Below are 14,454 nucleotides of genomic sequence, written 5' to 3' on the forward strand. Positions count from 1 at the left end.
AGTCAATTCAGGGGGATTTGGTGCTAGGAGCGATGGAGCGACGCCTATAAGTAACATAGTACCCTACAATTTTTGTAAAGATGGTATTAGGATAGAAAAAAGTTTTTGTTTGGGAGGTATTAATAATGTGGATATTAGCTGCGTTATGGCTGTTGTAGATTGATAAAAAGCATTTTTGATATGATCAAAGCCATAGGTAAATAATGAAAACAATTGTCTTTCAATGGTTTTGTACCGTTTTATTCGGATGGGATTTAAGGCATTTTGTATTATTCCATTTTTGACTATTAAAGCTGAAGCAATAGTAGTTATCACTAATAATTTTTCAAATCTATCCAATTTTACAATGTGACTTTTTTCAATATCAAAACCACCGCTTTTTAGGTGCAAAAATAGTCGTTAACACTCCAACGAAATTTATATAAAGCAAAAATATCTTGCTCTATTTCAATTGAAGACACCAGAACCATCAGCTCGCTCTTATCATTTCTATATGCGGTAAAATTAACCTTTCTATTCCATAATATACCACTACAAGCCCTATACTCTAAGGCTTTAACATCACTAAATATTCTTTCAATGGTTAAAGTTCTTAAACCTTTTGTAAGACGAATTTTATGATCCATTTTTAATGGAATAACAAACTTTATACCAATTGCAATAATTAACACGGTGTGTTTATCCAGTCTCTATACATAATTGATTTTACTAAATCTACATTATGAGCAAATTGATTCCAAGCGTAACAAGCCATAGTGACGATATCTTCATATACACCATAACATTGGTTAGACAAGAAATGATTTTTGATCCATTCCCAAACTTGTTCCATTGCATTAAGTTCCGGTGCATAGGGCGGAAGCGGTATCAAAGTGATATTGCTTGGCACAGTTAGTTTTTTGGCTGTGTGCCAACCTGCATTATCCGTTAGTAAAGCTATATGTCGGTTGCCTTGAATACTGCGAGAAAGCTCTTCTAAGAATTTATTCATTGCCTGTGTGTTTGCATATGGTAAAATTAATGCAAAAGCTTCTCCTGTATCATGGCAAGCAGCTCCATAAATATATGTTGAAATGAATTGCTGTTGCCGAACTTTACGGGGTCTAGTGCCACGCTTAGCCCATATACGAGTTAAGCTACCTTGTTGCCCAACTCGAGTTTCATCCTGAGACCATATATCAACTTTACATCTATCGATATTTTTTGGTAATAATTTTGTTAACATGTCTGGGAAGTTTTTTTATATGTATTTTGAGTCTCTTGATTTGACTTTGGATGCATTGAACGAGAAGTAATCCAGCTAAAACCAAGGCGGTGCATAGTATTGTAGACTGTTTTTAAAGCGCATTTAGCACCATATTCCTCAAGTAACATGATATGTAGCTCCTTTCCAGTTATATACCCACCAGTTTTACTTTCACTGAGCGTATTGATTTTATCAAAAAGAGCAGACTCTTGTATAGTGTTAATCTTCCTAGGGGCACCGCTTCTTTGTGATTCAAATAATCCTTCAAAACCATGATTCCTAAATCTTCTGAGCCATGATTGCACAGTTTTCCAGTGTGACTTCACTATTTCAGATATGGCTTTTAAAGATTTGCCTAATTGAAGGTGATACATCGCCAATAAACGTATACGATTTCGACCATGCGGCTCATGTTTCATCATTTTTATAAAATCATGACCATGAAAACCTTGTGGTAATATTAACCTAGCCATTTGAGTACCTTTATCAGTTAAAAACCCATTTTACACCACTGTGTTAATTATTGCAATTGGTATTATGGTGTATATGAAGATATCGTCACTATGGCTTGTTACGCTTGGAATCAATTTGCTCATAATGTAGATTTAGTAAAATCAATTATGTATAGAGACTGGATAAACACACCGTGTTAATTATTGCAATTGGTATAAAGTTGTTTAAAGTATCCAAGGCTATTCTTTTTTGTTTTTCTCTTGACTTAATATGATGAAGGGTTTGCATGTTGTGTAATCTGTCAGCAAGCTTGATATATAATGCGTCCGTATTTTCCGGTTGAAGCAATTTCTGTAAGGCATGTTCTCCTTCAATTTTTATTTTCTTTGTTATAACATCGTCAAGCTTCGTCAGTTTGTTAACTAATTCTGCTATTTTGCTACCAAATAAAAGCTGTATCTGGTCAATAGTAATAGCTGTATCCTCTACAATATCGTGTAATAATGACGCTGCTATTATTTCAGTTTTACAGGAAAGTTTGGCTGCTATTAATGCAACTTGTATTGGATGATGGTAATATGACTCACCAGAGTGTCGTTTCTGATCTGCTTGGTATTTGATAACGTATTTTAATGCCAGTTTTATAATAGAGGTATCTATTATAGAATTACGCCTTTTACTACATGCTATAATTTTATCCAAAAACTCCTGCATCAAATATTCTTGTATTTGCCGGCTATGAGGTGGATATGAAAATAACAGGACTTGTTCATCGGTTTCATCGGTCATAAACAACTCATTATTGAATGTTTTCTCTGAATCTTGCTTAGTCATTGCGAGGAGGCGTGAGCTAACGAAGCAATCCAGTCTAATTAAATAGTAATGGATTGCCACGACCACTACGTGGTCTCGCAATGACATCTGTGAATTAGGAATAATGTTAGTCGGGTTAGCTATAAGCCCTAATATCACACATCATTCTTGCTCTTGTGATGATGCCCCTGCTATTGGCACTTCATCTGTAATTTCAGATAAACAATAATGTATTGGTTCAACAAATTTACTCCAGTATTTTATCCCTACTGATCCAAAGTCTTGGATAGTTTGATAATAGGAATGATCTGATAATTTCTCGACAAAATAAGCAAATGCCTTGCCTCTTGCCATCATCTCATCACATAATATTTCTTCTCTACCTTCTACTCCTAATTTATGTTGGACAATTTCTGGCAAACATTTTTTGGCTATATCTAATATTTGCGATGATATTGACCTTGTTGCCATTAGTTCGATTGATTGTTGATCTCCTAACTTAGCTCCTATTAGCAAAGTCAAATCAGCAAGGAAGTCATCTTGAACAGTACCATAACCTTTTCTTAGATACTCTGATAAATATGAAGCAACCTCTTGTTTTCCTGCTACTAAATGTAAATATAAATTCCAGGCAGTGTCTTTCCGGTTATCATTAAATATTTCCTGAAATTCTGAAAGTTCAAGCTCAAGATTTTTAACTGTCTCCAACATATCCATATCTGAGTGATAATTTTCTAGAACTTTGGTCAAATCAATTTGATACTGATTACTTAAGTAGATGTGAATTTGTTCTCTATTCTGCTTTGATGTATCAGACATAAGTACTCTAGTGTATAAAAATTTGTTACCTGGCATAGTCACCCCTTATTTATTTGAGTGTTCTTTAATTGTAGTTTTGATGTATTCAGTGGTAGTGCTTTATTGGATGGAGAATCTCTACTCATGAATCTTCCTATCATCCGCTCTGTTTTTTTAGCTGCCTCAGTTTTCCTTGCCAAAAACTCATCTCTTTCTTTACTTTTTGGTAGCGGTTTACCGGTTTTAATTGACTCTTGCTCTTCCAGCTTTAGTTTTACAAAAATATTCAATTTTTCTTTATTGGGATTAGATTTTGGTAATTTATCAGCCAATAATTGTAGTTTCCTCAGTTTTTCATCAAAAGATTGCTCAACTACTCCTATCTGAGGCATTGCTTGATCTACTTCTTTCACCATTTGAGCAGATTTCTGTCGTATCTTATCAAATTCAGGTAATTGTTTCTTCAGAGGAGTTAAGCCTAATTTTTCATAACCACCACATATTTTTACAGTATCTTCTAACTCCTCTAATGCTGTACTATTTGCATCTGTTGTTTTCTCTTGCTGATATGCTGCTGCATGAGTAGTATAATGTCTTGCTACTGAATTGCTTGCCAAACCAGGATTTCGCTCAGCAAGTTTGTGTAATAATTTTCTCTGTTGGTCTCGCAAGTTAGTTTCTGGTTGTAATTCGTCTAAGATTGCTTGATATTTAGCAATTGCCTGCTGAGGAGTAAGATCATGAATGAGTTTAAATTGCTCTGCCTGCTGCTCAAATATTTGTTTGTTAGGGACATTATCGTGATTATAGACATATTGTAGCCCCTTGGTTATTAATTTAGCTTGTTCTTTCCCTAACCGATAATGTTTAGCTATTTTGGTTAGTTTTTCTTCAGCTAATTTTTGCCTGTCATGATTATATTCTTTCTTTTCTTGTTGAATGTGCAAATAGCTATTGACAGCATTAGCAGTAATCATCATATCTTGAGCAGTAGCCATACTTTGTGAGAGGTTGATTTCTTGCCCTTTATTCTTCTCCAAAACTAACATCATTTCTCGATATTTACCCTGGGTTACTGGCAAACTATAGACCTGTCCTAAATGCTCTATATAGCCTATTGCCTCATCTCCTTCACCATTAAATCTTACTGGTTTTGGACTACTGATCTCTGACAATTTACCTTGACTATCATAATGAGCGGTAAAATATACTGCTCGGTCTAAGGCAATATTTCGACCATTTTCATCTTTTACCGCTAACGACAAATGCATTGAACCAGTTTTATTTGGCAATTCTGTTGGAAAATCTATGGTTCGGTAGTTGTTGATTTGCTTAAGAGTGCCATCTGACAAAGAGACTAGAGCATTAATTTTATGAGTTGTCTCCTTGATAGTAGCCAATTCATCACCTGAATCATTCCTTACTATCTGGCTTCTGACATTGCCTTGCCTATCACCATCTTGCCAGTTCATTGTATGAAATTGATCAGCAAAATTATGATGAACTTTCTTGTATCCTGCTATCTCTGTTTTTTCTAGTTCAGCTTTAACCTTGCTATTTGCAAATGCTTGATCAATTATTGCTCTATTATTGATATTTTTCAGATATTCAGCAAATTCCTGATCATCATAGTCAATTACGGTTAGATCATGATTTTTAACTATATATTCTTTTAGAATATTACGCTGTTTTTTCAGAATTTCTTGCCTGATGGCTTTGGTGATCGGATCTAATTCTTCTGTATCCAGAAAGCTGCTACTAACTGAGTTGGTTAAAACAACTAAGTCCTGTGCTTCTTCTATTTGTTCTGTAACCTCATTACTATTCTCTTCAAGAACATTAGTGGGTTGTGTATTATCTTTCATAATCCTACTCTATTAATGACATGTGTATATAACTGTCATTGCGAGAAGCTACTTTAGTAGCGACGAAGCAATCCAAGAAAGTGATTAAAAATGGATTGCTTCGACCATTACATGGTCTCGCAATGACGTTAGTATTGCTAATACTTACGTTATAAAACTGCAAAAATAATAGAGTTTGACTATTTGAAGAAATTTTTGTATGATCATAGTTACACCTCAATAACGGTTGTAATTTAATAGCAATGCTATTGGATTGATTTTACTAGTAAGTACTTTTGGCGGCGAAACCTTAGAGTACTTACTAGTTTTTCCAAATCTAATACTCAAGTTTTAGCTTTATTAATAAGCTGAACGCTTTGATGTTACATTGGCTTTTATAGTTTGAGACTTATAGCTAACCCGGTTAGCATTATTCCGTCACCGTCATTGCGAGGAGACGTAAGCCGACGAAGCAATCCAATGAATAGTGGATTGCCACGCTCACGTACGTTCGCTTGCAATGACGTCAAGGCTAAATACTAATCGGATAGCTAAACCAAAATATATTATTTTGATTTTAAAAAATTAGTCAGTAATTATTACTTACCTCTTTTTTTTGGTCTCATTCTATTTTGGGAGTCTAATATAATTATTTTGAGGTGTCAAGAAAAATATTAGCTTGGGGCTATTATTTTATTTAGATAACATTTTTTTTATGTAAATTTATGGCTCTTGTTTATAAAATACAAGAATTTCTAGAGAAAAAATTTAACGAATTAAAGTTAAAAAGAAAGGATTTTGTTGAACAAAGCGGAATTCCTTACTCTACTATTACTCATATAATGAAGGGACTCATTCTGAATCCTACAATTAACCATATACTTAAAATAGCTAATTATTTTAATTGTTCGTTAGATGAAGTAATTGGTAGAACACAATATGCTTTACCAATACATACAAAAAATTTTAGAACTATATCATCTAACGACATTAGCAATAATTTAAAAAAATATATAAAAGACAAAGTTAAAAAACAAAATATCAATTTATATACTTTAGGTAGAGATATAGGCTTTAGTAATAATTCTTTGCGTGGTTTTAATGATAATAGAGAACAAAAAATTTTTAACAGTCAAATCATTATAGCCCTAGCAGACTATTTTCAAGTATCACTAGATGAAATGGTTGGCAGAGTCGATCCTGCTATTTCTGATAATGATGAACCTTCTCAACAGCACACTAATGAATAGTGGTTGTGGCAATCCAGGATAAAAATATATATTGACTTTAGATGTGGATATAATTTAGAATTCGAGGTGGAATTACTGCAAAGTAATTCTGGGGTTTCAAAACCTTTACCTTAGGGTTCATCAACCTATAATGATGATACTTGACTTTTTATGGTCGGGGAGACGTTAGTTATGTCCAGGGCTTAAATGTTTACATTTAAGCCTAAAGACTATCGTAGCTATCCTAAGGTGGTTTTTTGAACTCCCCGATCACCAATCTAGATTCATTTCTTCTAAAAATCTTGTCTTTGGTGGTCAAAAACTTACAGTTTTTTGACATTCAGGGGGAGATTATATGCATTTAAGTTGGGATTTGGACACAGCCATTTTTGCTGCCTTTTTAACTTTTAACTTAGCAGTAGGTCTATTTTATAGTCGAGGCATAAAAAATATTAACGAATATGCTATAGGTAACCGCAATTTCTCCACTGGCACTATAACTGCTACAATTATTGCCACTTGTATAGGGGGTGGTCTCTTTTCTGAAGCAGTTAGTGAATCCTATAAACAAGGTTTATATTTTATCATTCCGGCAGTGGGTGAACCTTTAGCTCTTGTAATTGTTGGTTACTTTTTAGCTCCACGTATGGCAGAGTTTTTGGGTAATCTTTCCATAGCTGAAGCCATGGGGACTCTTTATGGTAAAAAAGTTCAATTGCTTACAGCTATAGCAGGCATCTTTCTTTGTATAGGAATAGTTGCAGTGCAATTTAAAGTTTCAGCTAGCATGTTGCAACTTTTCTTTAATGTTTCTAGTTTTTATGCTGTTGTGGCAAGTGCTATTATAGTAATATTATATTCAGCTTTTGGTGGTATCAAGGCTGTTACTTTTACAGATATAATACAATTTCTTACTTTTGGCACTATTGTTCCGATAATTACTTTGATGATTTGGGGAACTCTGCATGAGCCTCACAAAGTTTTTGTAACAATCACAGAAAATCCTTTATTCGATTGTAGGCAAGTATTTAATTTCAATGATTCTAAATTTATAAGTTCCTTTTTCCTGTTATTATTTTTTTTAATCCCAGCTTTTCAACCGGTTTTTTTTCAAAGATTGGCAATGGCTAAGAATATCATACAAGTTAAAAAGTCTTTTATAACAGGAGGTTTAATATCTCTTACAATATTAGTAATAATAATCTGGGTTGGAATATTATTACTGGCAAATAATCCTAATCTTGACCCTGAGAACTTATTAGCCCATATTATAGAGAATCACAGCTATCCAGGATTAAGAGGGCTTACTGCTATAGGTATTGTAGCAATAATCATGTCTAGTGCAGACTCGTACATTAACTCTTCAGCTATATTATTCACTAATGATATTTTAAAATTACTAGATTTTGAGATTATAAGAAAGATACGTAATAATCTTAGTGATCTCATTATATTACGTATTTTCGCTATTTTTGTTGGTATTTTTGCTATTTTTCTAGTTTTCGAAGCAAGTAACATACTTGATTTGCTGTTAAAAATATTAGGTTTTTATATGCCTGTAGTTTCAGTGCCTTTTCTTTTAGCAATTCTAGGCTTTCGTACTAGTAGTAAAGCAGTATTAATAGGCATGTTTGCTGGATTTATCACAGCAGTTAGTTTTGAAGTCTTAAATGTACAAATGAAAGCTGTCATACCAGCTATGGCAGCTAATTTGTTAACTTTGATGTTTAACCATTACTTTTTTAAACAACCCGGTGGTTGGATTGGCGTAAAAGACCCCAGTCCTATAATTGCTCTCAGACTTGAACGTAAAAGAAAATTCAGAAGAATCATTAATTTAATCAAACAATTTAATCTGGTGAATTTTTGTAAAGGTAATCTACCAAAGAATGAAATTACTTTTTCTCTATTTGGTTTCTTTGTAATAATTTCCACTTATTCATCATTATTCACTATCTCAGAATATTATACCACAAAATATGCTAATATTTATCACTTCATCTACCACTCAGTATTGCTAATACCTACCTGGTTTGTAGTTTATCCAATATTGCCTCCTAGATTTAAAAGCGAGAGGTTTATAGCAGTAATTTGGAATTTAGGTGTGCTATATACGTTGATTTGTGTTGGAAGTATGCTGGTCATTATTAGCGAATTTCATCAACTACAATGTATGATATTTATTATTAATTTACTAGTTACTGGTATTTTGCTCAGATGGCAGATAGCTTTATTCATAGCGATTTTTGGTACATTTGCATCATTTCAATTTTTTAAATGTTATATAGGCGAAGACTATTTAATACCAATTGCAATAATTAACGCAGTGGTGTAAAATGGGTTTTTAACTGATAAAGGTACTCAAATGGCTAGGTTAATATTACCACAAGGTTTTCATGGTCATGATTTTATAAAAATGATGAAACATGAGCCGCATGGTCGAAATCGTATACGTTTATTGGCGATGTATCACCTTCAATTAGGCAAATCTTTAAAAGCCATATCTGAAATAGTGAAGTCACACTGGAAAACTGTGCAATCATGGCTCAGAAGATTTAGGAATCATGGTTTTGAAGGATTATTTGAATCACAAAGAAGCGGCGCCCCTAGGAAGATTAACACTATACAAGAGTCTGCTCTTTTTGATAAAATCAATACGCTCAGTGAAAGTAAAACTGGTGGGTATATAACTGGAAAGGAGCTACATATCATGTTACTTGAGGAATATGGTGCTAAATGCGCTTTAAAAACAGTCTACAATACTATGCACCGCCTTGGTTTTAGCTGGATTACTTCTCGTTCAATGCATCCAAAGTCAAATCAAGAGACTCAAAATACATATAAAAAAACTTCCCAGACATGTTAACAAAATTATTACCAAAAAATATCGATAGATGTAAAGTTGATATATGGTCTCAGGATGAAACTCGAGTTGGGCAACAAGGTAGCTTAACTCGTATATGGGCTAAGCGTGGCACTAGACCCCGTAAAGTTCGGCAACAGCAATTCATTTCAACATATATTTATGGAGCTGCTTGCCATGATACAGGAGAAGCTTTTGCATTAATTTTACCATATGCAAACACACAGGCAATGAATAAATTCTTAGAAGAGCTTTCTCGCAGTATTCAAGGCAACCGACATATAGCTTTACTAACGGATAATGCAGGTTGGCACACAGCCAAAAAACTAACTGTGCCAAGCAATATCACTTTGATACCGCTTCCGCCCTATGCACCGGAACTTAATGCAATGGAACAAGTTTGGGAATGGATCAAAAATCATTTCTTGTCTAACCAATGTTATGGTGTATATGAAGATATCGTCACTATGGCTTGTTATGCTTGGAATCAATTTGCTCATAATGTAGATTTAGTAAAATCAATTATGTATAGAGACTGGATAAACACACCGTGTTAATTATTACAATTGGTATAACTAGTAATTTCGGCGATATACAACTCCAAATAAATTACCTTTTATTGCTATTTAGCAGTGCATTAATAGCATTTCTAAAACCAAAACAAAAACATGAAGAATTATCTGAAATCATGAAGAATGTATGGGAAACAAAATCAATAAAACTAACGCATGATTTGATCAAATTAGCACAACATGAAGAAGAGTTTTTTAATAGAGTAGAAGATCAAGAACAACAGCAACTTCATACCTTGCAACTCCAACTTAAAACATTATACGTCAATTCGGGATAAGGATATTGTGAACATGTAGATTAAAATCAAATTTTGTTGAAGGTTTATTTTTCTTTAATGAGTAAGCAACAAGAGTAGATAATATATGGACAAAGGCATTTATTGGTGATCTATGTCTAGTATGTTCAAGGTTCATTTTATTTTTTAGATAATCAAAAACTGTTTCAATTAAGTTACGCTTTCGAAGTAAGATTTTTTCTTTCAAATCCATTAATTTATTTTCCATATTCTTCTTAATTCCATGAATCATTTTTAAGCCTCTTTCATATAAATTTAAGAACAAATTTTGCTTAATATAACCTTTATCAGCTGCTATAATTCCAGTTAATCTTTTTGTTAACTCCGGTACTGGAACCCTATCATCTACATTGCCTTTGGTCACTTTTAATGCCATAAACTCCCCTTTATTATTGATTATTACATGTAATTTAAAACCATAAAAATACCCCATAGAGGATTTACTATGTTTGGCTAATCCTTTAAAAACTTTATTGCTATAACGCCTTTTATTGTGACAAGCTTTAATCGTTGTAGAGTCAATAAAATAAATACCTGTTTCCTCACCAAACAACAAATGAATCAACATATTTAGCGGTATGAATAATCGTGCCATTAATTCAACAAATCTATTATAACTCAAGGCTTTGGGAAAATCATCCTTATGCATGCACTCTATATAACTTTTATAGAAAAATTTAAAATTCTTAGCATAGGATGTATGAAACATAATTATTATTGTTAACATTTCACTTAGACTCATGCTACAACAGCGATTTCTTTGCTTATTTGATGGTAATAACTTTCTCTGTTCATACTCCAAATAAATTTTACAAAAATCATCTATAAAACTATATAATTCTGTGATATCTTTTTTCATGCCTGTAGTTTGTTTTTTTGTTTAAAAATATAAATACTGCAGGCACTCCTTTTTGACAATCCTTTTATCTATTACTATTTCATCTATATCTTATCCCGAACTGACGTATGACAGGGATTTTTCTGAAAACAATAGGTATTTCATTACGTGAAATGCTGTGTTATATAGAAATATAAGACAAGAACTGCAAAATAATTCAAATTATTTCATGTAATGAAATTTCAGTTGGTTGTTGTCAAATAAATCTTTGACTTTGATGTTATTCTTTAGACCAAACCATAAAATAGCTTTATTCCTAGAGCTATGAGTCATAACGTTCACGTTTTATCTCTGGTGTGAAGTAAGAAAATGACCTTGGATGTACAAGTTGCTGCTTACAAATCCGTGCTAGTACTTGCTGAATCTTTTGGTAAATATAATCCTTGCTAATACCGTTTTTTAACCACTCCACAACCAACAACGTATCTTTTGGTAAAACCATACTGTGTTCGTTGAACAGTACTTGTAGCTTTTGAATTAATTCTGCTATTTCGGATTTTGCCAATTTTGCAGTCTCAAGCAAGTTATCCACATGCTCATCTATATCATCTAATCTTATATCAATAGATTTATCTTTAGACGCGTGCGTGCGTAGGTAATACGATTGTATTACGGTCGTATATACGTTCGTATCATTAGAGTGGGTAGCTTTTTCTCCTGCAAATTCGATAAGTTGACTACGATGTTTCTCCCATCTTTTTGCTATATTCAAGGAATTTTGTTGCGATACTTTTATAAGTTTTTGGTACTCGTTTTTCAACTTCAAATGCGTAAAAGTTTTATCAGAAAAAATGAAAAAATTTTGCAAAATTTTTTTATAATTTTGCCATTTTTTTAGGGAAATATTTAAAAAATGTGCCAGTTTTTGGTCATTATTTGGCAATTTCCCACCACTTATCCACATATGTTCAAGTAGTCTAATGTAAATTCCTAATTCATCGTGTCCAAGTAAATTAGTACCATGAAGAAAAGCTGATAGAGTAAAGGGTTTACTCTTAGATTTTAACATAATAATCTCCTATAATTTTAGATAATTTAGCTGATAAAAACTTGTAAAAAACCTTCAAAAAATGGCAAAAAAAAACTATACGAGCGTATAACTCGCAAAAAAACCTAAAAAAATGCAAAAAAAATCCTAAAAAAGTTATAAAAAAATCCAAATTTCACCTCTTATCCACAGGCTAAAAAAACTTATCCATGTGATATCCACATATTTATCCACAGGTTTTGTGGGTAAATATATATTATTTATTACTTAAAATTAAAAAATTTGAATTAATTGATGCTATTGATAGCAACTTTAGAATTAGTCGCTAAAATCCATTTCAGGTTCTGACGTACTCTTTTTCCTTTTTACTAATTCCTGCTTAAGCATTTCTTCAGTAAGTTGATAAAAGTCATTTGCTGAAACCAATCCACCAGTGGTTATGAAGATTATTTTCATTGGATCACGCTTAGGTATTACATCTGCATAAATGTATTTATGTACCAAACTTGGATGCTTACTTATTTTTTTGGCAAATTCTTGTATAGACATTTCTTGTAGTTCTAACTATGTGAGTAATTGCATAGTAATCGCTTAAAAGTTCTTTATCTTTACTAGAAAAACGCCCTTAGTTGGCTAAACTCAAGGAATATTTTTTAAAATTTCATGGCATGAAATTTTTTAATATCAAATAAATAAATTTTGCACGTCAAGACAAACAAATCTAGGTTTTATCAATGCTAGAATTATTTCATGTCATGAAATGACCATTGTAAATCAAGAAAAAATAGTTAACAGTAAGATGAAAGATTATAAAAATGGGAAATATATTATGAGAAATGCCTATATGCACCAGATAACAAAGGAAATAGATAATGATAAACGCTCTTCCAAAGAAATTTACCTGTCAATAGTTAACAAACTAAGGACTATGTCTAACAACCAATTGAGTGACGAGGAACTTCATGAATCAGCTAAGAATTTAATTGGTTTTTATCAAACAATTATTGACTACAAAATGAAACAGAAAAAAGAACAAGAAAAATAAGAAGTAAGAATCTGATTTGCCAGAAGATAAAGCCCCAAAATCTCTTAAAACTAACCAATAGAATTTGTATAGGCTAAAAATGTTACATTTAGCTGCAATGACTCACTACAATGCGACAATTAAGCACATACTTTACTTGACTGTTCTAATTATATGGTCTATCCCTGATGGAGATTGTTTTAAGTAATTAAACTAATATTATAATAAGGAGAAAATATGACAAACAAAGCAACAAATGCTATAATTTTAGTACGAGTTTCAACTAAAGAACAAGAAGATGGATATTCTATTGAAGCTCAAAAACACAGATTAATAGAATATTGTCAACGTAAGAACTTGCAAGTTATTCAAATTTTTGAAATCACCGAATCATCCAGTAAAGGTGATCGTAAACAATTTACGTCAGTTCGGGATAAGATATAGATGAAATAGTAATAGATAAAAGGATTGTCAAAAAGGAGTGCCTGCAGTATTTATATTTTTAAACAAAAAAACAAACTACAGGCATGAAAAAAGATATCACAGAATTATATAGTTTTATAGATGATTTTTGTAAAATTTATTTGGAGTATGAACAGAGAAAGTTATTACCATCAAATAAGCAAAGAAATCGCTGTTGTAGCATGAGTCTAAGTGAAATGTTAACAATAATAATTATGTTTCATACATCCTATGCTAAGAATTTTAAATTTTTCTATAAAAGTTATATAGAGTGCATGCATAAGGATGATTTTCCCAAAGCCTTGAGTTATAATAGATTTGTTGAATTAATGGCACGATTATTCATACCGCTAAATATGTTGATTCATTTGTTGTTTGGTGAGGAAACAGGTATTTATTTTATTGACTCTACAACGATTAAAGCTTGTCACAATAAAAGGCGTTATAGCAATAAAGTTTTTAAAGGATTAGCCAAACATAGTAAATCCTCTATGGGGTATTTTTATGGTTTTAAATTACATGTAATAATCAATAATAAAGGGGAGTTTATGGCATTAAAAGTGACCAAAGGCAATGTAGATGATAGGGTTCCAGTACCGGAGTTAACAAAAAGATTAACTGGAATTATAGCAGCTGATAAAGGTTATATTAAGCAAAATTTGTTCTTAAATTTATATGAAAGAGGCTTAAAAATGATTCATGGAATTAAGAAGAATATGGAAAATAAATTAATGGATTTGAAAGAAAAAATCTTACTTCGAAAGCGTAACTTAATTGAAACAGTTTTTGATTATCTAAAAAATAAAATGAACCTTGAACATACTAGACATAGATCACCAATAAATGCCTTTGTCCATATATTATCTACTCTTGTTGCTTACTCATTAAAGAAAAATAAACCTTCAACAAAATTTGATTTTAATCTACATGTTCACAATATCCTTATCCCGAATTGACGTAATTTAGAG

Annotated in this window: 18 protein-coding genes; 8 read left to right on the plus strand and 10 right to left on the minus strand. The window is 32.2% G+C overall.

Annotation, left to right across the window (positions count from 1 at the left end; all coding sequences use genetic code 11):
- Positions 1–63: 63 nt before the first annotated feature.
- From NBW66_RS04265 to NBW66_RS04295, 7 genes are all read right to left on the minus strand, one after another.
- Positions 64–390 carry a hypothetical protein gene (locus NBW66_RS04265; protein WP_250311824.1) on the minus strand — a complete coding sequence of 109 codons (327 nt, stop codon included), beginning with the start codon at positions 388–390 and terminating at the stop codon, positions 64–66.
- Positions 381–671, minus strand: a complete 291-nt coding sequence (locus tag NBW66_RS04270; protein ID WP_250311825.1) for a hypothetical protein — start codon at positions 669–671, stop codon at positions 381–383. The genes NBW66_RS04265 and NBW66_RS04270 overlap by 10 nt, the downstream gene beginning before the upstream one ends.
- On the minus strand, positions 665–1,225 hold the full coding sequence (locus NBW66_RS04275; protein WP_250310543.1) for an IS630 family transposase: 561 nt from the start codon (positions 1,223–1,225) through the stop codon (positions 665–667). The genes NBW66_RS04270 and NBW66_RS04275 overlap by 7 nt, the downstream gene beginning before the upstream one ends.
- Complete coding sequence (locus tag NBW66_RS04280) at positions 1,219–1,719, minus strand: helix-turn-helix domain-containing protein (protein WP_250310542.1); 501 nt, start codon at positions 1,717–1,719, stop codon at positions 1,219–1,221. Before NBW66_RS04280 ends, NBW66_RS04275 begins: the two co-directional genes overlap by 7 nt.
- A gap of 145 nt (positions 1,720–1,864) precedes the next feature.
- Positions 1,865–2,533 carry an HD domain-containing protein gene (locus NBW66_RS04285; protein ID WP_250311826.1) on the minus strand — a complete coding sequence of 223 codons (669 nt, stop codon included), beginning with the start codon at positions 2,531–2,533 and terminating at the stop codon, positions 1,865–1,867.
- A gap of 141 nt (positions 2,534–2,674) precedes the next feature.
- Entirely contained in the window at positions 2,675–3,331 is a 657-nt protein-coding gene (locus tag NBW66_RS04290; RefSeq protein ID WP_250311827.1) for a hypothetical protein, read from the minus strand.
- 38 nt (positions 3,332–3,369) lie between these two features.
- Positions 3,370–5,175: a Sca4 family protein gene (locus NBW66_RS04295; RefSeq protein ID WP_250311828.1), complete on the minus strand. Its 1,806-nt coding sequence runs from the start codon at positions 5,173–5,175 to the stop codon at positions 3,370–3,372.
- Positions 5,176–5,879: 704 nt separating this feature from the next.
- On the opposite strand from NBW66_RS04295, the gene NBW66_RS04300 reads away from it, so the two are divergent.
- The 5 genes from NBW66_RS04300 (at position 5,880) to NBW66_RS04320 (ending at position 10,096) form a co-directional block, all read left to right on the plus strand.
- Complete coding sequence (locus NBW66_RS04300) at positions 5,880–6,404, plus strand: helix-turn-helix domain-containing protein (protein WP_250311829.1); 525 nt, start codon at positions 5,880–5,882, stop codon at positions 6,402–6,404.
- Between the two features lie 334 nt (positions 6,405–6,738).
- Entirely contained in the window at positions 6,739–8,718 is a 1,980-nt protein-coding gene (locus tag NBW66_RS04305) for a sodium:solute symporter family protein (RefSeq protein ID WP_250311830.1), read from the plus strand.
- 30 nt (positions 8,719–8,748) lie between these two features.
- Positions 8,749–9,249, plus strand: a complete 501-nt coding sequence (locus NBW66_RS04310) for a helix-turn-helix domain-containing protein (protein ID WP_250310542.1) — start codon at positions 8,749–8,751, stop codon at positions 9,247–9,249.
- Positions 9,243–9,803, plus strand: coding sequence for an IS630 family transposase (locus NBW66_RS04315; RefSeq protein ID WP_250310543.1), 561 nt, complete (start codon positions 9,243–9,245; stop codon positions 9,801–9,803). Before NBW66_RS04310 ends, NBW66_RS04315 begins: the two co-directional genes overlap by 7 nt.
- Positions 9,797–10,096, plus strand: coding sequence for a hypothetical protein (locus NBW66_RS04320; RefSeq protein ID WP_250311831.1), 300 nt, complete (start codon positions 9,797–9,799; stop codon positions 10,094–10,096). The genes NBW66_RS04315 and NBW66_RS04320 overlap by 7 nt, the downstream gene beginning before the upstream one ends.
- Here the strand turns inward: NBW66_RS04320 and NBW66_RS04325 are convergent.
- The 3 genes from NBW66_RS04325 to NBW66_RS04335 all read right to left on the minus strand — a co-directional run bounded on the left by NBW66_RS04325 (position 10,083) and on the right by NBW66_RS04335 (position 12,549).
- A complete protein-coding gene (locus tag NBW66_RS04325; RefSeq protein ID WP_250310582.1) occupies positions 10,083–10,973 on the minus strand; it encodes an IS982 family transposase in 891 nt (296 codons plus the stop codon). The genes NBW66_RS04320 and NBW66_RS04325 overlap by 14 nt on opposite strands.
- A gap of 301 nt (positions 10,974–11,274) precedes the next feature.
- The gene (locus tag NBW66_RS04330) at positions 11,275–12,021 is read right to left on the minus strand and encodes a DUF1376 domain-containing protein (protein ID WP_250311832.1); all 747 of its coding nucleotides are present in this window, start codon (positions 12,019–12,021) and stop codon (positions 11,275–11,277) included.
- Positions 12,022–12,318: 297 nt separating this feature from the next.
- Positions 12,319–12,549 (minus strand): hypothetical protein, encoded by a 231-nt coding sequence (locus NBW66_RS04335; RefSeq protein WP_250311833.1) that lies wholly within the window; start codon positions 12,547–12,549, stop codon positions 12,319–12,321.
- Between the two features lie 211 nt (positions 12,550–12,760).
- On the opposite strand from NBW66_RS04335, the gene NBW66_RS04340 reads away from it, so the two are divergent.
- The 3 genes from NBW66_RS04340 to NBW66_RS04350 all read left to right on the plus strand — a co-directional run bounded on the left by NBW66_RS04340 (position 12,761) and on the right by NBW66_RS04350 (position 14,442).
- A complete protein-coding gene (locus tag NBW66_RS04340) occupies positions 12,761–13,045 on the plus strand; it encodes a hypothetical protein (protein ID WP_250311834.1) in 285 nt (94 codons plus the stop codon).
- A gap of 216 nt (positions 13,046–13,261) precedes the next feature.
- A complete protein-coding gene (locus NBW66_RS04345; RefSeq protein ID WP_250311835.1) occupies positions 13,262–13,468 on the plus strand; it encodes a recombinase family protein in 207 nt (68 codons plus the stop codon).
- A gap of 83 nt (positions 13,469–13,551) precedes the next feature.
- Positions 13,552–14,442, plus strand: coding sequence for an IS982 family transposase (locus NBW66_RS04350; RefSeq protein ID WP_250310582.1), 891 nt, complete (start codon positions 13,552–13,554; stop codon positions 14,440–14,442).
- Positions 14,443–14,454 lie beyond the last annotated feature (12 nt).

Source organism: Rickettsia endosymbiont of Oedothorax gibbosus, assembly GCF_936269705.1.
GTDB lineage: Bacteria > Pseudomonadota > Alphaproteobacteria > Rickettsiales > Rickettsiaceae > Tisiphia.